Raw genomic sequence first — 21,754 nt, 5'->3', positions numbered from 1 at the left:
GCTTATATAAAAAGGAGAGAATTTATTATGTCAACAATTATTGATGTTTATGCTCGCGAAGTCCTTGACTCTCGTGGTAACCCAACTGTAGAAGTAGAAGTTTACACAGAAAGCGGCGCATTCGGACGCGCTATCGTACCAAGTGGTGCATCTACTGGTGAACACGAAGCAGTAGAATTACGTGACGGCGACAAATCTCGTTACCTTGGTAAAGGTGTTATGAACGCAGTAAACAACGTTAACGAAGCAATCGCTCCAGAAATCGTTGGTTTCGACGTAACTGACCAAGCTGGTATCGACCGTGCTATGATCGAATTAGATGGCACTCCAAACAAAGGTAAACTAGGCGCTAACGCTATCCTTGGTGTATCTATGGCAGTAGCTCACGCAGCAGCTGACTTCGTAGGTCTTCCATTATACCGTTACCTTGGTGGATTCAATGCAAAACAATTACCAACTCCAATGATGAACATCATCAACGGTGGTTCTCACGCTGATAACAACGTAGACTTCCAAGAGTTCATGATCTTACCAGTTGGTGCTCCAACATTCAAAGAATCAATCCGTATGGGTGCTGAAGTATTCCATGCACTTAAAGCTGTATTACATGACAAAGGTCTTAACACTGCAGTAGGTGACGAAGGTGGATTCGCTCCAAACCTTGGTTCTAACCGTGAAGCATTAGAAGTAATCATCGAAGCTATCGAAAAAGCTGGTTACAAAGCTGGCGAGAACGTATTCTTAGGAATGGACGTTGCTTCTTCTGAGTTCTACAACAAAGAAACTGGTAAATATGACCTTGCAGGCGAAGGCCGTACTGGCTTAACTTCTGCAGAAATGGTTGATTTCTACGAAGAGCTTTGCAAAGACTTCCCAATCATCTCTATCGAAGATGGTTTAGACGAAAACGACTGGGATGGTCACAAATTATTAACTGAGCGTATCGGTGATAAAGTACAATTAGTTGGTGACGACTTATTCGTAACTAACACTCAAAAACTTGCTGAAGGTATCGAAAAAGGTATCTCTAACTCAATCTTAATTAAAGTTAACCAAATCGGTACTTTAACTGAGACTTTCGAAGCTATCGAAATGGCTAAACGTGCTGGTTACACAGCAGTTGTATCTCACCGTTCTGGTGAAACTGAAGATGCTACAATCGCTGACATCGCAGTTGCAACTAACGCTGGCCAAATCAAAACTGGTTCTATGAGCCGTACTGACCGTATTGCTAAGTACAACCAATTATTACGCATCGAAGACGAACTAGGCGAAATCGCTGTTTACGATGGTATTAAATCTTTCTACAACATCAAACGATAATTGTAGAAAATAATGACAGACCGTGAGAAATTACGGTCTGTTTTTTTAGGTTAAAATTGCTCACCTGTCATAATTGACATGAAATGTTTAAAGAAGCGGTTATAATCAAAATCAATTGCGATTTGATGACTCGGCCGATCAATAAATGGTTTAGATTCTCCTAAAGAGCGGAATTCTCCAATGCTTGTTCCTTGTGCATAAGATTCTGTCATGACAACGATAGGAGATTTGTGATACGTAAACATAGAGTTATCAAGTAAAGCGAGTATTGGCATTGTGTCATGAAAGGGGCTTCCCTTTAAATGTGGTAGGGCGTCTTTATAATATCCGTAGTAATAATGATCAAATAACGGTTTGACGAGTGGGGCTTTTCCTTTCGCTTCAATATACTCAGCCATTTCTGGCGTAATGATGGAATACTGGGTGACGTTTAATGGATAGATGTACATGTTAGGTGAGGATTGAAGGACTATATTAGCGGCACTAGGATCACCATAAAAGTTTGCTTCAGAAATAGGGGTAACATTACCCGGGTGTAAAAAGGCACCCCCCATTACGTAGTAAGATTTAATTTGCTTCATTAACTGTTTACATAGGATGAATAAAATTGCGAGGGAGGTAAGTCTTCCTAAACTTACAATGATTAATTCATCTTTATACTGCTCGATAAGAGGGATAACTTCGAAAAAATTCTCCATTTCTCCGTTAGTTACATTCCCCTTTGGAATAATTGGCCCGAGCCCTTGTTTCCCGTGTACATCTGTAAAAAAAGCAGGTGGGGCACCAGTAAGCGGACGCTCTGATCCACCAAATATCTTGATATTTCTATCCTTCGTTTCGTTCATAAAAAAATGAGCATTTTGTACGGCCATTTCCTTTGGAACATTGCCGTAATCAGCAACAATGCCGATGATTTCTATTTCATCGATGAAGAATGCTAGGAGGAGAGCCATCGTATCATCAATTCCAGGATCACAAAAAATAAGAACTTTTTTGGACATATGTTCACCACCTATCTTCTTTATGTATATGTAAGCGTAAGGATAAAAAGATTATTTTATTGAAATAACAACCTTATAAATTCAGAAAATAAAAACTTTTTATATTAGGTCAAGGTTTTTGACTTAATTTCTACGCAAAAATCCAGTCATATCAAGGTTGTAAGCGTCTAACATAGGCTGTTTTTGCTGTCAAGTTGATAAATTGCAGCTTTTTACAATTTATACTATGATAAAGATATTAACAGAAGATCGTATAAACATGAGGGATGATGAACATGAAATTTACAAAGATTCTTGTCCAAATTGCTGCTCTTTACGTTTTCTATATGGTTGGAACTTGGGTACAAGAAATATTAAATATTCCGATTCCAGGAAGTTTGATTGGGATGTTCCTCTTACTTGTTTTACTTAGCCTAAAAGTTCTTCCAGTGAAATGGTTCGATTTAGGAGCAGAAACACTCGTTGCTATTATGCCGTTTTTATTAATTCCGCCAACGCTTGGCCTAATGAATTACGGTGCTTTTTTTATGAGTAAAGGAATTTCTCTTTTCATTACAATTGTAGCGAGTACATTTTTAATTATTATTGTCGCAGGACATACAGGACAATATCTTGCGAATAGAAAGGAAAGAGAATCGAGATGAGCCAAATATTAATCGGAATCGGTTGGGTTCTTTTTACGGTGCTATTATACCAATTATCTAAAAAAATCTATAAATTATTTCCAACACCATTCACCATTCCAATGCTTGTAGCAACAGGATTAATGGCTTTCTTATTTATCATGCTTGATATACCCTATCAACATTATATGGAAAGTGGTGGCGGTTGGATTGCAAAACTGCTCGGACCCGGTGTTGTAGCATTTGCAATTCCTCTTTATAAACAACGTCACGTTCTACAAAAATATGTTGTACCAATTGCTGGTGGCGTATTAGTAGGTACAACAGTTGCCATTGCAAGTGATTTTGCTATTGCGTCACTTATGGGAACGGATAAAAGTTTAATTTTATCTTCTTTACCAAAGTCGGTGACAATGCCGGTTGCGATGAGTGTTTCAGAGCAAGTAGGTGGTGTACCGTCATTAACAGCAGCATTCGTTGTTATCGCAGGTATTACTGGAACGATTACCGGCCCGCTTTTATTAAAATGGAGCCGTGTTACAAACTCTGTTGGTAAAGGTATCGGATTTGGATGTGCTTCTCATATTATGGGTGTTATGAGAGCGATGAAAAATAATGAACATGAAGGTGTTATTGGATCGGTAACAATGACATTAACAGCAATTTTGACATGTTTGCTTGGACCTTTATTTGCAATGATGTTCATGTAATAGAAGAAAAGCGAGAGCAACCCTATAGCTCTCGCTTTTCTATAGAATTTATGCTACAGTTACAATAACTGAATCTTTGTAGGAGGTACGCCAAGTGCATACGTTATTATCAGTTTTACTTATTATTGTATCGATTTTAATGATTGTTATGGTACTTATGCAATCTAGTAATAGCTCAGGCCTTTCAGGTGCAATTTCAGGCGGTGCGGAGCAATTATTTGGTAAGCAAAAGGCACGTGGAATTGAAGCGGTACTAAACCGTATTACAATTGTTTTAGCTGTATTGTTCTTTGTATTAACAATTGGTGTTACGTACTTCAATTTATAGAATTGAAAGAAGAAGCGTTAGTAAGTTGTACTAATGGTTCTTCTTTTTTGTTATTTGAAAAAAGTTTCTAATTAGATTATAGAAATATAAATATGGTACACTAGATATAGAAAGAATACGACTAGATTACAGAAGAGAAAGAGGAGAAATACATGATGAAATTAGCATCTCCGAAACCATTTACATTTGAAGGTGGAGACCGCGCTGTTTTATTACTACATGGATTCACAGGGAACTCAGCTGATGTACGTATGTTAGGGCGTTTCTTAGAAAAGAAAGGCTACACTTGTCATGCGCCAATTTATAAAGGACACGGAGTACCACCAGAAGAGCTTGTTCATACAGGTCCTGAAGATTGGTGGCAAGATGTAACGGAGGCATATCAGCTTTTAAAAGATAAAGGCTTTGAGAAAATTGCTGTCGTTGGATTGTCACTTGGCGGCGTATTTTCTTTAAAATTAGGTTATACAGTACCGGTTTTAGGTGTAGTGCCAATGTGTGCACCAATGTATATTAAGAGTGAAGAAACAATGTACCAAGGTATATTGGCATATGCCCGCGAATATAAAAAGCGTGAGCAAAAATCACCAGAGCAAATTGAGCAAGAAATGTTGGAATTCCAAAAGACACCGATGAATACATTAAAAGCATTACAACAATTAATTGCTGACGTGCGTAACAATGTGGACATGATTTATGCCCCAACATTTGTTGTACAGGCGCGTCATGATGAAATGATTAATACTGATAGTGCTAACATTATTTATAACGGTGTAGAATCAACGTTAAAAGACATTAAATGGTATGAAGACTCTACGCATGTCATTACACTTGATAAACAGCGTGACGAGCTACATGAGGATGTATATAACTTCTTGGAGCAACTAGATTGGTAAGATCTAGTTGCCTCTTTTTTTCATAAGGAATTTTTTGTGAAAACTGTAAAAATCATAAGGGGAGTATTGAAGTTTCGCTTTATACATCCCCTATCTTTCGGATACACTAAATAATATAAGGTTTTAAAGGAGGTATTTTTGCTTGGAAGAAATCACACAAGAACATATTGATAAGTTGTTATTATTTATGAGAGAAGAAGCGTATAAACCGCTAACGATACAAGAGTTAGAAGAGGCATTTGGAATTGAAGGTTCTGAAGGCTTTAAAGATTTTGTAAAGGCACTTGTAATGATGGAAGAGAAGGGACTTGTTATTCGTACGCGTAGCAATCGTTACGGTCTTCCAGAAAAGATGAATTTAGTACGTGGTAAGTTAATTGGACATGCACGTGGTTTTGCATTCGTTGTACCAGATGAGAAGAAAACAGGAGACGATGATCTTTTCATCCCGCCTACAGAGCTAAACGGTGCACTTCATGGCGATACAGTATTAGCACGCCTTAGTTCCCAATCGAGCGGTTCGCGTCAAGAAGGTTCAATTGTACGCATTTTAGAACGCGGCACGAAAGAACTAGTTGGTACATATACAGAATCGAAAAACTTTGGATTTGTTATACCGGACAATAAGCGCTGGACGAGTGATATCTTTATCTTGAAAAGTGCATCAATGGGTGCTGTAGAAGGTCATAAAGTAGTTGTGAAAATTACGAGTTATCCAGAGAATCGTTTAAGTGCAGAAGGTGAAGTTATTCAAATTCTAGGTCATAAAAATGATCCAGGAGTAGATATTTTATCTGTTATTCATAAACATCATCTACCTTTAGCGTTCCCTGAAGAGGTGATGGAGCATGCAAACAGTGTACCAGAAACGATTTCAGAAGAAGATTTAAAAGATCGTCGTGACCTGCGTGACCAAATGATCGTAACAATTGACGGTGCAGACGCGAAAGATTTAGATGACGCTGTTACAGTAACGAAGCTTGAGAATGGTAACTATAAGCTTGGCGTTCATATTGCGGATGTAAGTCATTACGTCCAAGAAGGTTCTCCAATTGATGTAGAAGCAGCGGAGAGAGCGACGAGTATATATCTTGTTGACCGTGTAATTCCGATGATTCCGCACCGTCTATCTAACGGTATTTGTTCATTAAATCCGAAAGTAGATCGTCTGACATTATCTTGTGAAATGGAAATCAACAACTTAGGTGACGTTGTAAAACACGAGATTTTCCAAAGTGTAATTAAAACGACAGAGCGTATGACGTATGCTGACGTAAGAAGCATTTTAGAAGATGAGGACGAAGAATTAATTAAGCGCTATGAGCCGCTTGTACCGATGTTTAAAGAGATGGGGCAATTAGCACAAATCCTACGTGAAAAACGTATGCGCCGCGGTGCAATCGACTTTGACTTTAAAGAAGCGAAAGTATTAGTAGATGAAGAAGGAAAACCGACAGACGTTGTTATGCGTGATCGTTCTGTATCAGAGAAGTTAATTGAAGAATTTATGCTTGTTGCGAACGAAACAGTCGCAGAGCATTTCCACTGGATGAACGTACCATTCATGTACCGTGTCCATGAAGATCCGAAAGAAGATAAGTTAGAGCGTTTCTTCGAGTTTGTAACGAACTTCGGATATGCGGTAAAAGGACGTGCAAATGAAGTACATCCTCGTGCGCTTCAGCAAATTCTTGAAATGGTGCAAGGACAGCCTGAAGAGGTAGTCATTTCAACAGTTATGCTTCGTTCCATGAAGCAAGCACGTTACGATGCGGATAGCTTAGGACATTTCGGTTTATCAACTGAGTTCTACACGCATTTCACATCGCCAATTCGTCGTTACCCAGATACGATTGTTCATAGATTAATTCGTGAATACATCATTAACGGTAAAGTTGACAATGAAACACAAGCAAAATGGCGTGAAAAATTACCTGAGATTGCAGATCATTCTTCTAATATGGAACGCCGTGCTGTTGAAGCAGAACGCGAAACAGACGAAATGAAAAAAGCAGAGTATATGGTTGATAAGATTGGCGAAGAGTACGACGGTATGATTAGTTCTGTAACAAACTTCGGTTTATTCGTAGAGCTTCCAAATACAATTGAAGGTCTTGTACACGTTAGCTACTTAACGGATGATTACTACCGTTATGACGAGCAGCATTTCGCAATGATTGGAGAACGTACAGGTAACGTATTCCGCATCGGTGACGAAATTACCATTCGCGTTATTAACGTAAACAAAGACGAGCGTGCAATCGACTTTGAAATCGTTGGCATGAAAGGTACACCTCGTCGTAAGTTCAAAGATCGTCCAGTCGTGATCGAACAGCCAAGAACAGGTAGAAAGAAACGCGGTGGACGCAGCGAACGCAGTAATGAGCGCGGCGGAGAACGTGGCACAGGTAGAAAATTTGACCGTGGTGGCAAAGGAAGAGGATCAGCATCCGCATCCGCTAGCCAGTCGGGGAAAAAAGATGGTAACGGCAAGAAGAAAAAAGCATTCTTCGAAAACGTACCAGGATTCAAGAAGAAAAAGAAAAAGCGTAAGTAAGAAAAGAGTGGCTTCGCTTTGATGAAAAGCGAGGCTTTTTCTTGGTGGCTCGAGAGCGAGCCACTTTCGCTTTTTATTAACATTTGTTACAATAGTAAAAATAGAGGAGGGACGTTATATGCCAAAGGGTACAGGTAAGGTTATTGCACAAAATAAAAAAGCTTTTCATGATTATTTCATCGAAGAAACATACGAAGCAGGGCTTGTCCTTCAAGGAACGGAAATTAAGTCGATTCGCGCTGGACGCGTGAACTTGAAAGATGCATTTGCTCGTGTACATAATGGTGAAGTATGGGTTCATAATATGCATATTAGTACGTACGAACAAGGGAATCGTTTCAACCATGATCCGCTTCGTACGAGAAAGTTACTTCTTCATAAAAAAGAAATTGAGAAGTTAACAGGTGCTTCAAAAGAAACAGGCTATGCATTAGTTCCAATTAGAATCTATTTAAAAAATGGATTTGCGAAAATGGCACTTGGTTTAGCAAAAGGTAAGAAACAATACGATAAGCGTCACGATTTAAAAGAGAAAGAAGCTAAACGTGAAATTGCACGCGCGTTCCGTGATCGCCAAAAGATGTAATACAGATATTTACATTTGTAAAACGGCGCGCGTATGTTATAATAACTTATGTAAGATTGTTGCACATTGAAAAACAGCTCTTAGTAGCTATCGCGAAATTTTCTTCGTATGCTCCATTTTTATCATGGGGACGTTACGGATTCGACAGGGATAGTTCGAGCTTAGGTTGCGAGTCGAGGGGATCGGCCTCGTTAAAACGTCAAAGCCTATAATTGGCAAACAAAACAATCTTTCTTTAGCTGCTTAATTGCACTAAAGGTTCCTCCCTCCATCGTCCATGTGGTAGGGTAAGGGACTCAAACTAAGTGGACTACGCCGGAGTTCGCCGTCTGAGGACAAAGGAAGAGAACAACCAGACTAGCAATTTGGAAGCCTGTCGATAGGCTGAAGAGTTCGCGAAATGCTAATATATCGACTACACTCGTAGAAGCTTAAGTGCCGATATTTTTGGACGTGGGTTCGACTCCCACCGTCTCCACCAATACATATTTGGTGGTTTTTTATTTTGTATATAACAGGAAGCATAAGATGGCCGTTTTGGCATCTTATGCTTCTTTTAGTTTATGGCAAACTGATGCTGCCGATATAAAAGAGGGGCCAATAAGCCATCTCTTTAGTTTATATAATCACAATCATCTGTATGTATTGTACCTCAAACATATAATGTGGAGTGCTTTTTTGTTTGGGTCGTTTATTTCTCTTAAGTTGATATGCATTTGGTGATATCTCAAAAACACGTTTTATTTGCGTCAAAAAATTAAATATCCTTTCACAATTACATTTAATCAAGCTACCAATTGGGTTTATGCATATTTCCTTCGAATTTTGCTAACCACCAATAACAGTAAAGGGATCCCTAGCTCATATACGGGGAATGCAATTGGAATTACGAAAAACATGTAGTAATAATGGGTAAATGTCTGGATATTTTTAACTGATACAGCTATGATAAATGAAATAGGAGCAAGAACCCAAGCTACTTTTCGCCAATCCTTCAAATGAAACATTTGTGCTGTTCCATAACAGGCGAGAAACATGTATAACGCCAGTTTAACAAAAATACTAAAAAACCAAATAATAACAATCAAAATATCCACATTTTGAATGAACTCCATGACGGATATGTACCGGCTCAAATCGTAAACCGGATACAAAAAAACTGAAGGCAAATTCGGACCGAATGTTAAAATGACCGCTAATGTTCCGATCGTTACCATAAAAGCGGCCAGTCCTACTCCCCACATCGCTCGAGATGACGCTTGTTCTGGTTTGTCCATAAAGCAAACGAACATTGTCATCATGACAGCCTCTCCAAAAAATGCGGCTACAGGGGTATAGGAACCTTTAAGGATGGGAAGCCATCCAGAATCGTGATAAATAGGACGCATATAATCCCAATTCATATTTCCAACATTTAATAGAATTACAAACATTATCATTAAAAGTACTATTGGTCCTATGATTTCACTTAAGCGCCCAATACCTTCCACTCCACCTTGGTAAATAATAAAAATGAGCAATAACATAGCAGTAAAGACAATAATCCACAAAGGTGTATTATGAAACAAAGCAATAATAATGAACTCACCAAATTCACGAACGGTTATCCAGATTATCATGTACCATCCAAAGAAGTAGGGAATCACCAGTAGCTTTCCTAGCCATTTACCAAGAATGGTTTGACTAAATTCAATCAAAGTTTGCTTCGGATAAAGCGAACCAAGTGTGGTTGCCAAAAAAGTAAGAGCAATCCCAACACACCCTGCAATCAAGAGCGAGATCCATGCATCTTGTTTGGCAGTGCGAATCGTCGCTGGAATAACTAGAAGGAGTGATTGTCCCACTTCAAATGTAAACATCATCCAAAAGATTTGTCTGCCAGAGATTTTCATTGAATTTCTCACACTCTATATTCCTCCTTATTTTTTTATTTCATTTTTCTTTAACTGCAACGATGGTCCAGTCAGTCCTACTCGCCGAATAGTAAGCTTTGTATGAACAGAAACCTGCATTTTTCGAAACTGTTTACTCCAATTCTTTTTTATCCCTTTCCATTCGGATGGATATTTTTGATGAACGGCTTCCCCAAATCCAAAGATGTCGGTTCCATATTGTTTTTGAACCTTTTTAATAGTTTGGAGAGCTTGCTTTTCAGATTGTTTTTCCAATACATGTTCTAAAAGAGTAAGATTTTTTGGCTGTGAAAGATCTAAATTCGTATTGTTCTCCTGAATGGTTCCTTCACCAGAAAAAACAACGTCACACTTAATTGTGTCCCCTTGTATAGTAGGTATGATTTTTCTATTGATCTTTGTCATATATAAACTTGCTCTACCATTTCCTTCGGAGGCTGTTGCTGTAACTGTCTGTTTACTTAAACGATTTACTACCCAAAGAGTAGTTAACCATTCCTGCATGTTTAAGTATCCTACCAATTTGAAATCTTTGTTAAATATAGCACCGCCTACAATTTGAAACCCTTTGACCTCGTTTTCCCCTTTTTTATGAGACACATTTAGTTTAATAACAGGCAAAATCGGGGTGATTCCATCACTCGTACCAGCAATAAGAAAATTTAATAAAGACATATCTCCCAATGCCTCTATTTGCGTATGCTCTTTAAGTGCCCCAAGTGCCGGGATAGACTCTAAAGGGAGGGAGGCTTTCAGAAATTCTTTTGCAGTATGACCCTTTATTACAAACGCATCTGCTCGTAATCGAATATCAGGATCGCGGCTATATGCATCTAAAACTGGAGTGAGACCATGTTTAGCCAGTTTTTCTCCAATCAGTATTACACGCTGGTGCCCTCGAAAGATTTCTCTAGAAATTTTTGTTTGCATCATTTGCACAGCTTCATGCGTATCCCTTCCAGTTCCGGATTCTATAAAAACTGCTTTTCCTGCATTACTTCTTCCACTCTGTCCCATTCCCATTTTTGATGGGATGATAAACTGAGCGCTAATTTCAACCTTGTTATTCTTTGTTTGATCAAGTCCCCATCCTAATTCTATTGCTAGATCATTTAATTCTGTACGATCCCAGCAGCCCGTCAAGAAAAATAAAAAAACGACTAGGATTATACAAAGCGCCCTGTGCAGGCTCATTTTGTGTTCCCTCCCCGTTTCGAACCTGGCTGTTGTCCATCTGGAAAACGTATTTTATCTTCACCGGATACCATTATAGGGCGGTGCGTCATATTCCACCGTGGTGTTCGGAGCAAAACATCCTTTAAATCACGCGGAGTTTGAGGAGCAACTGGGCTTAGATATGGAATACCAAAAGAACGAATGTTAGTTACATGAATCAAAATTGCAAGGGTGCTTATTGCAATACCATATAGTCCAAGCATCCCTGATAATAACAGCATCGGAAAGCGTAGCATCCGGTAAGCTGTTCCCAAGTTGTAGCGTGGAAACGCAAACGAAGCAATACCAGTTGTCGCGACAACAATAACCAGTGGTGCCGAAATAATACCTGCTTGCACAGCAGCTTGTCCGATGACAAGTGCTCCCACAATGCTAACTGCTGATCCAACGGGTTTTGGCAGCCGAACGCCAGCTTCCCTCAAACCTTCAAATAAAAATTCCATCATTAGTGCTTCTATGACAGCAGGGAAAGGAATGCCTTCTCGAGCAGCTGCAATACTAATAAGCAAATTTGTAGGGATTAATTTCGGATGAAAGGTTGTAATAGCAACATAGAGAGAAGGAAGAAATAATGAAATGTTGATTAATACCAAACGTATCCATCGAATAAAGGTTGTGTAGATTGAGCGTTCATAATAATCCTCCGCTGCTTGCAGACCTGTCCAGAATGTCATAGGAACGATTAAAACGAAGGGGGTGTTATCCACTAAAATAGCGACTTTCCCTTCTAAAAGACTTGCACACACTGCATCCGGTCGCTCGGTGTTCTGGATTTGCGGAAAGGGAGAAAAAGGTTGATCCTCGATAAACTCTTCAATGAAAGCTGACTCCAACACCCCATCAATTTGAATTCGCTGTATTCTTTGACGAACTTCATCCAAAACGGAATCTGGAGCAATGCCCTCAATGTAGGCAATTGCCACGTCTGTCTGTGATAATTCCCCAATCGAATAGGGTTCCATTTTTAGTTTTTGGCTCCGAATTCTTCGGCGAATAAGGCTCGTATTGACTCTTAACGTTTCCGTAAAACCATCCCGAGGGCCGCGAACAGAGATTTCGGCAGCAGGCTCTTCAATACTCCGTTTTTCAAACCCTTTTAAATCCGCAATTAGGGCTTGACTCTCTCCATCTGTTAAAATAACGATATTAGCTTTCAATACTCCCTCTATAACATCACGAAGTTTAGAAACTGTCTTTACTTGAGAAACAGCAATAAGTTGATTTTGGATGATTTTTCTTGCTGAATCCACACTCTTTAATCCATCAGGCATACCTTCGAACATCATCGGTTTCAAAACAACCTGTTCTAAAACCTTGGTGTCTGTTAATCCATCTATATAAATAAAAAGAATTCTGGCTTGACTATTTATTAGAATTGGACGAAAAACAATGTCGGAACAATTTTCAAAAACTCGTTTCAAAACTTTTTCATTCGCAGATACACTCTGTTCAAGCTCACGATCTGGATTATTTTGAAGTAGCATACTTGCCTTCTCAAGTTCCTGAATATCTTTTTTCAAACGCTTTATCTTACGAAGTTTCTTCATCATACTACCCCATTTATCGAATGGTTTATGTTTTTTATAAAAAGTAGATTTTTTATATTTGGACCTTAAAGTTAATACTTCCTTGATAGCAAATTTTTATATACCTTCCCACCTAATAGTTTTGAATAAATAATGATTTTCAGCAGGTAAAATCATTTGTTTGCAAAATGCCGAGAAGAAAATACACCCTCGATATCTTTCTTAAAATTTCCATAAACAGGAGAATTATTCAATTGTTTATTTAAGTTAGTTAATCTACAAATGGGGAGGCACATTTGCATTTAGAGAGAAAGAATACGTTCTTTTTGTTTTGTAGTTTTATAAAATGCTTAAGTTGAGGACAGTCCCCTTGAAACAGAAACTGAATGAATAGATATTGATAATAAGCAGGTAGATACAGTCTACCTTTAATGATTACATAATATGTATTTAAATCTTCATATCCTTTGTGTTTCTATTCGTATCTATTGTAAGATTATATAGAGTTCTCCGAATAAGCCGTTATAATGGCCTTTTTAGGAATCTAATATCTATAAATTTAAAGTTATTTTTTTGAGATAATTTTTTATGTAACTAAGTTATATTGAAGTAGAGGTGAACCATCGGTGAGGCAGGTGTTAGTAATTAAGAATGAACGGTCTTTAGCAAAGAAAATCGTAAGCGGTTTAACGCAAGAGGGCCATTTCATTTTAAAACTTCACAATGAAAACCAAGGTTTAAATATAGTATATGAACAAGATTGGGATATTATCATATTGGATTGGGATTCATTAAGTGTATCGGGACCAGAAATTTGTAGACAAATACGACTTGTTAAAACGACACCAATCATTATTGTGACCGACAATATTTCTAGCGAGGATTGCATAGCAGGGTTACAAGCAGGAGCAGATGATTATATTAGAAAACCATTTGTGAAGGAAGAATTAGTAGCAAGAGTTCAAGCTATTTTAAGAAGAAGTGACTATAACCAGCAAAATGAGACAAACTTTTTTCAGTTTAAAGATCTCTTTGTTGATGCATCTAGCAATATTGTGAAAAAAGGTAGCAAAAATCTTTCGCTTACGAATCGCGAGTACGATTTACTTGTATTTTTAATTAAGAATAAAAATACAATATTAAGCCGTGAAATGCTTTTGAACCAGGTTTGGGGATATGACGTAGTAGTAAATCCGAATGTAGTAGACTTATATATTGGGTATGTAAGAAAAAAGCTAAAGTGCGAGAAAAAAGATAGATATATTCAAACGATACATGGCAGAGGCTATTCAATGATTGAATGATACAAATAAGATAATAAGATAGTTTCTGTGAAATATGAAAAGAAGATCGCTATCAGGCAATGAATTATGAAATGATTAGCTATTAATTGGCATTTTTTTTGCAGTAGACATCATGATTTATAAGGTGTCAATCTATCGGTTAGTACATGTGAAGGATGACTCTGGTGCGCATTAGTTGAGACCGAAAGTGCCTACTCGAAAAGACGATCAATATTCTCTGAAAAATAAAGGTCAATTAACACGCTGGACTTCACATATTACTTTTTATGCTTGATTTTATGAATTCAAACCATTCACAAGATTTTCACAGAATTAATGACTATACTTATTTACAGGATGTTCAAATGAAAATGATTATCAATAGCAGTTTGGGTACATAAAAGTTAATGTCTAATTTAATCTATCGATGTTATCATTTTCGAACTAAATTACATTATAAGGAGTATACGTATGAAAAAAACTATGCTTTTAAAATTAGTAAGTATTCTAGCAATTTTCACTTTAATGTTAGTAGCTTGCTCAGATTCAAGTAAGGAAACTTCGAAAGCTAATAAAGGTGATAGTAGTGATAAGCCAAAAACGGTTGAAATCACTGATGCTCATGGAACTGTTAAAGTCCCTGTAAATCCAAAAAATGTAGTTGCTTTAGATAATAGAACGTTTGAAACTTTAGCTGATTGGGGAATTAAATTAGCGGCTGCTCCAAAGGATATTATGCCTGCGGATTCAGCATATAAAAAAGATGATTCGGTTAAAAATATTGGGAATCACCGCGAACCAAATCTTGAAATCATTGCAGCGGCAAACCCTGACCTTGTAATTGTTGGTCAAAGATTTGCTGATCATTACGAAGAAATCAAAAAATTAGTGCCAAATGCAGCTGTTATTGATCTTAATTTTGATGTTTCTGAGAAGGCTACTAAGCCTGGAGAAAACTTAGTAAAAGGACTTAAAGATTCTACAACTACTTTAGGAAAAATCTTTGCTAAAGATAAAGAAGCTAAACAATTAGTAGCTGATTTCGATAAATCTATTGAAAAAGCAAAATCTGCTTATAACGGAAAAGATAAAGTTATGAGTGTTATCGTTACTGGTGGAAATATTGGTTTTGCTGCTCCACATTCTGGTCGCGTTTGGGGCCCTATGTATGAAATTTTCGGTTGGACTCCAGCATTAGAAGTTTCGAATTCTACTGCAGGTCATAAAGGTGATGACGTTTCTGTTGAAGCTATCGCACAAACAAATCCTGATTGGCTTTTCGTATTAGATCGTGATGCTGCAACATCTGATGCAGCTAAGTCAGCTCCTGCTCAGGATGTTATTTCTAAATCACCAGCTCTTCAAAACACAACTGCTGTTTCTAAAAAACAAGTTATTTATGCACCAGCAGATACTTACACAAATGAATCAATTCAGACTTATATAGAGTTATTTGGAGATCTTGCAAAAACTTTAGCTAAGTAGTGTAAAGGGGTACGAAACAGTGTCAAAAAATATGATTTCTAGGGTTGAGAATATTTCTCAACCCCAGTTTTATAATCAAAATAAAATATGGACAAAACCTTTTATAATAGCAGTTATAGTTGTTATAATTTTAGGGATTATATCACTGTTTACTGGAGTTTATGATATACGTGGACAAGAGGACGGAATGGAGATGTTTTTCATCACTCGTGTTCCGAGAACAGTTGCATTAATGCTTACTGGGGCTGCAATGGCGATGGCAGGGCTCGTAATGCAATTAATTACACAGAATCGTTTTGTTGAACCGACTACAACGGGGACTATTGAATGGTCAGGCTTAGGCCTGCTTTTTGTATATTTATTATTTCCTGCCCCGACTTTAGTTCAAAGAATGACTGGTGCAATCATTTTTTCTTTTATAGGAACTATGATTTTCTTTTTATTTTTAAGAAGAGTTAAACTTCGTTCTTCTTTGATTGTCCCGATTATTGGATTGATGCTTGGAGCAGTTATTTCTGCAGTGTCTACGTTTATGGGACTCCTTTTTCAAATGACGCAAAGTATTGAAACTTGGTTCGTAGGTTCATTTGCTACCGTTCAGGTGGGAAGATATGAATATTTATGGCTAATTGTTATCGTTACTTTGTTTATTTTTATGTATGCGAATAGATTGACTTTAGCTGGACTAGGGGAAGATGTCGCAACAAGCCTTGGGGTTAATTACAATAGAATTGTTCTTTTTGGGACTGGTCTTATCTCTGTTGCTGTTGGAATTGTTGCAGCTGTGATTGGAAACTTACCTTTCTTGGGATTAATTGTTCCAAACATTGTTTCCATGTTTAGAGGCGATGATCTTAGGAGTAATTTACCTTGGGTATGTGTGATCGGAATGGGGACAATCACTGCCTGTGACATCATTTCTCGAACAATTATAAAGCCGTTTGAATTACCTGTTTCTTTAATACTTGCAACAGTGGGAGCGGTCGTGTTTATTACTATTCTATTGAGACGAAGAAAACCAAGGAGGCTGCGATGATCACATTAGATTATAGAAATAAAGAAAATGTCGAAGTCGATTCTAGCCTTCATAATGAAAGTAGATCAGCTAGTGCTTTTCGTTCTAAGAAGGAAGCAAGACGTTATTGGATTGTACTGACAACATTGATTGCTTTAGGTCTCCTTTCTTCATATGGACTTTTAGTTTATAACAATCCAGTTCCGATAGATTCACCTTCTTTTATCCCAGTTGTTAAGAGAAGGATAGTAGCTATTGTTGCAATGATTATTGCTGCAGTTTGCCATAGCTTATCGACAGTTGCTTTCCAATCTATTACGAATAATAAGATTATTACTCCTTCACTTTTAGGTTTCGAATCACTTTATTCAGCAATTCAAACGAGTACAATATTCTTCTTTGGTGCTAGTGCATTAATAAACTTTAATGGAATTGGATCATTTTTATTTCAAGTTGTTGTGATGGTCTTCATGAGTTTGATACTTTATGGATGGTTACTTTCTGGTAAATACGGGAATTTACAACTTATGCTTTTAGTTGGAATTATTATTGGTACCGGGCTAAATTCTGTGTCAACTTTTATGAGGAAATTACTTGCGCCTTCAGAATTTGATATTTTACAAGCGAGATTATTTGGTTCTGTTAATCATGCAGACCCTGCATATTTTCCTGTTGTAATTCCAATGATCATAATTGTAGCATTATTAATTTTTACTCATTCTAAGAAGTTGAATGTTTTGTCACTAGGAAAGGATGTTGCTACTTCTTTTGGGGTTAAATATCAACCTAGTGTAATTTATACGCTTGTGTTAGTAGCTATTTTAATGTCTATCTCAACAGCTCTAATTGGACCACTTACGTTCTACGGCTTTTTAGTAGCAACTTTGAGTTATCAGGCGGCGTCAACTTATGATCATAGATATATTTTCCCAATGGCTTTTGCTATAGGATTTTTAATAATGACGAGTGCATACTTTTTAATGTATCATGTATTCCATGCTCAAGGTGTAGTTTCAGTTATTATTGAATTATTTGGTGGAATCATATTCTTAACTATAGTTTTAAGGAAGAGGGCTTTATGATAAAAATCGATAATGTTAAAAAGTTCTATACTGATAAGGTGAAAATAGGACCTTTGGATATTGAAATACCAAAAGCGGGCTTTACTTCTTTAATTGGACCAAATGGCGCTGGAAAGTCTACGACACTTTTGATGATCGGAAGACTTTTAGATATGGATGAAGGTCAAATCCAAGTAGCGAATATGGATGTTTCTGAATCCAAATCAAAAGACTTAGCAAAAGTTTTGACTATATTGCGACAAGAAAATCATTTTGTAACGAGACTTACTGTTAGACAATTAGTTGGATTTGGGCGCTTTCCGTATTCGAAGGGAAGGTTAACGAAAGAAGATGAAGTTATCATTTCTAAATATATCGATTTCTTAGATTTAACTAGTTTAGAGAATAGATATTTAGATGAGCTTTCTGGTGGTCAAAGACAAAGGGCATATGTAGCCATGGTATTGTGCCAAGAGACTGAATATGTGCTGTTGGATGAGCCTCTGAACAACCTTGATGTTGCACGTTCTGTTCAAATGATGGAGCATTTGAGACGTGCAGCTAATGAATTCGGAAGAACAATTTTGACTGTTATGCATGACATAAATTTTGCAGCGAAATACTCTGATAAAATTTGTGCTATGAAAGATGGACAAATTGCTGCTTTTGGAACAGTAGAAGAGGTTATGGACCCAACACTTTTGACACATATTTTTGAAACAAAAATAGAAATTATTAAAGGTCCTTATGGCCCAATCGCTGTTTATTAGTTACAAAATGAGTATGCAAAAAAGCTGCTGTCTATATTTTATAGGCAGCAGCTTTTTTGTGCGATTGCCTATGAGGTTGCATTTATAAAAAAGCTCTTTTACATATCGTGAATGTTATTCTCACATTTTTAAAATGTCGTAATCAAAAGGGGAGAAGTAACATTATGCTTACAGTGCGATTTTCGGTGTGGTGATATACTCGGGATAAGGCGGGTTGTATGTTGTATCGTTTTTTATCGGTAAGTCGATATTCTCTGTCGAATCGTCAATATATTTTTAGGGGGGCTAAAGATGATTGTGAAAGAACGACAAAGGCGAGAAATATAATTTAACCCACCTCCAATTATAATTTTGCTATAATAAATAAGTATTTACGTGAGGGAGAGTGTGAAATGAAGTTTAATATCGATCATTACATAGCTAGCGTTTTACAGTGGATATTGAATATAGCGTTAATTATATTATCTATTGTCTTATCTATCTTTTTAATTAACGAGACTATCACATTTATTCAATACATATTTTCAACAAAGGAATATACATCGTATAAATTGGTTGAGAGCATCATCGTCTATTTCTTATACTTCGAGTTCATCGCATTGATTATTAAGTATTTTAAGTCGAATTATCATTTCCCGTTACGTTATTTTATTTATATCGGAATTACGGCGTTAATTCGTTTAATTATTGTATCTCATGAGGAACCGATGGAGACGTTGTTATATGCAGGATCCATTCTTGTTTTAGTCATTGCTTTATACATATCGAATATGAGAGATTTGAGAAAAGAGTAGTAGTGCAGACATAAGTTTGCACTACTTTTTATGTCTTGACCTTCAAGTTACTTGAAAGTTTACAATGAAATTAGGGCGTTTGAAATTGAAAAAAATTGAGAAATTAAGTGAAGAGGTTTCTTTTACTTGGAGGTTATAGAAATGAATCAGGAATTGAAGTTACGTCCATTAGAGCGAGAAGATTTAAAGTTCGTACATGAACTGAATAATAATGCACATATTATGTCGTATTGGTTTGAAGAGCCATATGAGGCATTTGTGGAGCTGCAGGATTTATACGATAAACATATACATGATCAGAGTGAACGGCGTTTTATCCTACAGAAAGATAATGAGATGGTTGGATTAGTTGAGTTAGTGGAAATTGATTATATTCACCGTAGAACAGAATTCCAGATTATTATTGATCCGAATTATCAAGGATATGGCTATGCAGCAGAGGCGACGCGTTTAGCGATGGATTACGCTTTTTCTGTATTAAATATGCATAAACTGTATTTAGTTGTTGATAAAGAGAATGAAAAAGCTGTACACGTTTATAAAAAAGTTGGATTTATGGTAGAAGGAGAACTTCTCGACGAGTTTTTCGTGGATGGCAACTATCATAATGCGATAAGAATGTGTATGTTTCAGAAGCAATATTTTGAAAGCAAATAGTTAAATGATTTGGAAGTAATGTTGACGCTTCGTAAAACTGTATGCTAAAATCCCTTTTAAGTATTAAGGAAGGTGCAGAACATGCTTTATATAAAATTTGTAAAACTCATTAGAAAACTTTGCTCCGCACAAATGTATACGGTGAAGCGTTGTACGGAGCTTAATCAAGGGGCATAAATCCCCTATATTCATCGGCTGAATAACTTTTTGAAAAAAGTATAGTTTATCTATGCTTATTTCGTTATGGTTTTTCCGCTGGTGTATAAAATAGATTAAGGGGCCATAGACAATGCTTTGTCTATGGCCCTTTGTGTATATTATTCCGATGAGTCTTTACTGTAAATTGGAGTAGTATAGGAAAAACCACGAAGCAGAGGGCTAGTGTCGAATGACGCTATCTCTCTGCTTTTTTTAATTTCAGGAAAAGAGGAATAAAAATGAGTTTACTTAAAGTTGAAAGTTTATCACATAGTTTTATAGATAAAGTATTATACGAAAATGCTTCTTTTGATTTGCATAAAGGGGAGCATATGGGGATTGTTGGACAGAATGGTGCAGGAAAAAGTACGTTAATGAAAATATTGGTGGGGGAAATTATTTCTGATAAGGGGAGCATTAAGTGGCACCCTAATATTCAAATTGGACATCTTGATCAATATGCAGAAATTGATGGTAACTATACTATTTCACAATATTTAAAGCGAGCCTTTAATGATTTGTATGAAATGGAAGATAGAATGAACAAGTTATATGAAGAAAGTGCGATGACTGGAGATGAGAATCAACTATTGAAAGCGGCTGAAATACAAGAGCAGCTGGAAGCTCGTGATTTTTATTCAGTAGAAAGTGTAATAAATAAGGTAGCAGCCGGTTTAGGTATTGATGCGATTGGGATGGGTCGTGTTATTGGTGAATTAAGCGGAGGGCAGCGTGCAAAGGTAATTTTAGCGAAGCTTTTATTAGAGGAGCCTAATATTTTATTACTAGATGAACCGACAAACTTTCTTGATAAAGAGCATGTGGAGTGGCTTGCTAATTATTTAATGAATTTTGAAGGAGCGTTTATTGTCGTATCACATGATTTTGATTTTCTGGAAAAGGTAACTTCTTGCATATGTGATGTAGAGTTTGGAACGGTGAAGAAGTATTACGGAAAATACTCGGATTTTGTAAGACAAAAGGAGCATTTGCGAAAAGATTATATTCGTCAATATTATGCACAACAAAAGAAAATTGAAAAAACGGAAGAGTATATTCGTAGAAATATTGCTGGAGTAAATTCTAAAATAGCACAGGGACGTAGAAAGCAGTTGCAACGTATGGAAAGAATTGCGCCACCAAGTTTTACTCATAAACCGTCTATTCATTTTCGGGAACTTCCCATTTCAGTTCAGACAGTTCTTGAAGTAAAGAATCTTGAAGTTGGTTACGATTTTGCTCTCTTACCAAAGTTGAATTTTTCAGTAATGGGTGGACAAAAACTTGTTATTACAGGTTTCAATGGAGTAGGGAAATCTACTTTGTTAAAAACAATCGTTGGAAATATTGCTAGTATTTCTGGAGAGTTTCACTTTTCAGAGCAAATAAAGATTGGATATTATGAGCAAGATTTAAATTGGAGTAATGATTCTTTAACGCCGCTTCAAATTATTTCGGAGCAGTTTCCTAAACTGAATATGAAAGAAATACGCCATCATTTAGCTGCATGTGGTGTGAAGGATAAGCACGTTTCGCAAGAAATTTGTACGTTAAGTGGTGGTGAACAATCGAAGGTGAAACTGTGCGGATTATTACTATTACCTTGTAACTTCTTAATTTTAGATGAGCCGACAAATCATTTAGATGCAGAAGCGAAGGAAGCTTTGCAAAAGGCACTAATTAAGTTTAAGGGCAGCATTATACTTGTATCTCACGAAGCAAGTTTTTATCTTGATTGGGCAGATAGTATTTTTAATATAGAGACAGGATTAGTTAAGGGGGTGTGAAACGT

Annotated in this window: 19 protein-coding genes and 1 other RNA gene; 16 read left to right on the top strand and 4 right to left on the bottom strand. The window is 36.9% G+C overall.

The annotated features are described in order from the left end of the window. Positions 1 to 27: 27 nt before the first annotated feature. Positions 28 to 1,323, top strand: coding sequence for a phosphopyruvate hydratase (eno, locus tag COL05_RS17385; RefSeq protein ID WP_000103949.1), 1,296 nt, complete (start codon positions 28 to 30; stop codon positions 1,321 to 1,323). Positions 1,324 to 1,373: 50 nt separating this feature from the next. Here the strand turns inward: eno and COL05_RS17380 are convergent, their stop codons facing one another. Then, entirely contained in the window at positions 1,374 to 2,324 is a 951-nt protein-coding gene (locus COL05_RS17380) for a nucleoside hydrolase (RefSeq protein WP_098669521.1), read from the bottom strand. Between the two features lie 275 nt (positions 2,325 to 2,599). Between COL05_RS17380 and COL05_RS17375 the strand changes: the two genes are divergently transcribed. The 7 genes from COL05_RS17375 to ssrA all read left to right on the top strand — a co-directional run bounded on the left by COL05_RS17375 (position 2,600) and on the right by ssrA (position 8,505). Then, positions 2,600 to 2,968 (top strand): CidA/LrgA family holin-like protein, encoded by a 369-nt coding sequence (locus COL05_RS17375; RefSeq protein WP_098669520.1) that lies wholly within the window; start codon positions 2,600 to 2,602, stop codon positions 2,966 to 2,968. Next, entirely contained in the window at positions 2,965 to 3,657 is a 693-nt protein-coding gene (locus COL05_RS17370; RefSeq protein WP_000078299.1) for an LrgB family protein, read from the top strand. The genes COL05_RS17375 and COL05_RS17370 overlap by 4 nt, the downstream gene beginning before the upstream one ends. Before the next feature lie 94 nt (positions 3,658 to 3,751). Beyond that, positions 3,752 to 3,985 (top strand): preprotein translocase subunit SecG, encoded by a 234-nt coding sequence (gene secG / locus COL05_RS17365; RefSeq protein WP_000557264.1) that lies wholly within the window; start codon positions 3,752 to 3,754, stop codon positions 3,983 to 3,985. Between the two features lie 155 nt (positions 3,986 to 4,140). After that, positions 4,141 to 4,881 carry a carboxylesterase gene (estA, locus tag COL05_RS17360; RefSeq protein ID WP_000761976.1) on the top strand — a complete coding sequence of 247 codons (741 nt, stop codon included), beginning with the start codon at positions 4,141 to 4,143 and terminating at the stop codon, positions 4,879 to 4,881. 142 nt (positions 4,882 to 5,023) lie between these two features. Continuing rightward, on the top strand, positions 5,024 to 7,438 hold the full coding sequence (gene rnr, locus COL05_RS17355) for a ribonuclease R (RefSeq protein WP_098669519.1): 2,415 nt from the start codon (positions 5,024 to 5,026) through the stop codon (positions 7,436 to 7,438). A 118-nt stretch (positions 7,439 to 7,556) separates the two neighbouring features. Next, a complete protein-coding gene (smpB, locus tag COL05_RS17350) occupies positions 7,557 to 8,024 on the top strand; it encodes an SsrA-binding protein (RefSeq protein ID WP_098669518.1) in 468 nt (155 codons plus the stop codon). 126 nt (positions 8,025 to 8,150) lie between these two features. Then, positions 8,151 to 8,505, top strand: a transfer-messenger RNA (tmRNA) gene (ssrA, locus tag COL05_RS17345). A gap of 322 nt (positions 8,506 to 8,827) precedes the next feature. On the opposite strand, the gene COL05_RS17340 is transcribed toward ssrA, so the two are convergent. From COL05_RS17340 to COL05_RS17330, 3 genes are read right to left on the bottom strand one after another with little or no spacing between them, the layout of a single operon-like run. Next, a complete protein-coding gene (locus COL05_RS17340; RefSeq protein WP_098669530.1) occupies positions 8,828 to 9,916 on the bottom strand; it encodes a GerAB/ArcD/ProY family transporter in 1,089 nt (362 codons plus the stop codon). Between the two features lie 27 nt (positions 9,917 to 9,943). After that, positions 9,944 to 11,131, bottom strand: coding sequence for a Ger(x)C family spore germination protein (locus COL05_RS17335; protein WP_098669517.1), 1,188 nt, complete (start codon positions 11,129 to 11,131; stop codon positions 9,944 to 9,946). Further along, entirely contained in the window at positions 11,128 to 12,723 is a 1,596-nt protein-coding gene (locus COL05_RS17330) for a spore germination protein (RefSeq protein WP_098669516.1), read from the bottom strand. The genes COL05_RS17335 and COL05_RS17330 overlap by 4 nt, the downstream gene beginning before the upstream one ends. Positions 12,724 to 13,325: 602 nt before the next feature. Between COL05_RS17330 and COL05_RS17325 the strand changes: the two genes are divergently transcribed. The 8 genes from COL05_RS17325 to COL05_RS17290 all read left to right on the top strand — a co-directional run bounded on the left by COL05_RS17325 (position 13,326) and on the right by COL05_RS17290 (position 21,749). Further along, positions 13,326 to 14,003: a response regulator transcription factor gene (locus COL05_RS17325; protein WP_098669515.1), complete on the top strand. Its 678-nt coding sequence runs from the start codon at positions 13,326 to 13,328 to the stop codon at positions 14,001 to 14,003. Positions 14,004 to 14,453: 450 nt separating this feature from the next. Then, positions 14,454 to 15,467, top strand: a complete 1,014-nt coding sequence (locus COL05_RS17320) for a siderophore ABC transporter substrate-binding protein (RefSeq protein WP_098669514.1) — start codon at positions 14,454 to 14,456, stop codon at positions 15,465 to 15,467. 19 nt (positions 15,468 to 15,486) lie between these two features. Continuing rightward, positions 15,487 to 16,503 carry an ABC transporter permease gene (locus COL05_RS17315; protein ID WP_098669513.1) on the top strand — a complete coding sequence of 339 codons (1,017 nt, stop codon included), beginning with the start codon at positions 15,487 to 15,489 and terminating at the stop codon, positions 16,501 to 16,503. Then, a complete protein-coding gene (locus tag COL05_RS17310) occupies positions 16,500 to 17,564 on the top strand; it encodes an iron chelate uptake ABC transporter family permease subunit (RefSeq protein ID WP_098669512.1) in 1,065 nt (354 codons plus the stop codon). The genes COL05_RS17315 and COL05_RS17310 overlap by 4 nt, the downstream gene beginning before the upstream one ends. Beyond that, complete coding sequence (locus tag COL05_RS17305) at positions 17,561 to 18,313, top strand: iron ABC transporter ATP-binding protein (protein ID WP_098669511.1); 753 nt, start codon at positions 17,561 to 17,563, stop codon at positions 18,311 to 18,313. The genes COL05_RS17310 and COL05_RS17305 overlap by 4 nt, the downstream gene beginning before the upstream one ends. A 392-nt stretch (positions 18,314 to 18,705) precedes the next feature. Continuing rightward, positions 18,706 to 19,107 (top strand): phosphate-starvation-inducible protein PsiE, encoded by a 402-nt coding sequence (psiE, locus tag COL05_RS17300; protein ID WP_000671178.1) that lies wholly within the window; start codon positions 18,706 to 18,708, stop codon positions 19,105 to 19,107. 141 nt (positions 19,108 to 19,248) lie between these two features. Next, positions 19,249 to 19,764 carry a spermidine N1-acetyltransferase gene (speG, locus tag COL05_RS17295; protein WP_098669510.1) on the top strand — a complete coding sequence of 172 codons (516 nt, stop codon included), beginning with the start codon at positions 19,249 to 19,251 and terminating at the stop codon, positions 19,762 to 19,764. A 437-nt stretch (positions 19,765 to 20,201) separates the two neighbouring features. Next, positions 20,202 to 21,749 carry an ABC-F family ATP-binding cassette domain-containing protein gene (locus COL05_RS17290; RefSeq protein WP_098669509.1) on the top strand — a complete coding sequence of 516 codons (1,548 nt, stop codon included), beginning with the start codon at positions 20,202 to 20,204 and terminating at the stop codon, positions 21,747 to 21,749. Positions 21,750 to 21,754 lie beyond the last annotated feature (5 nt).

Origin of the sequence: Bacillus sp. AFS059628 (assembly GCF_002571225.1) — a bacterium.
Lineage (GTDB): Bacteria > Bacillota > Bacilli > Bacillales > Bacillaceae_G > Bacillus_A.
Note: the sequence above shows the minus strand (reverse complement) of the source record. Positions and strands in the feature narration are given on the sequence as shown.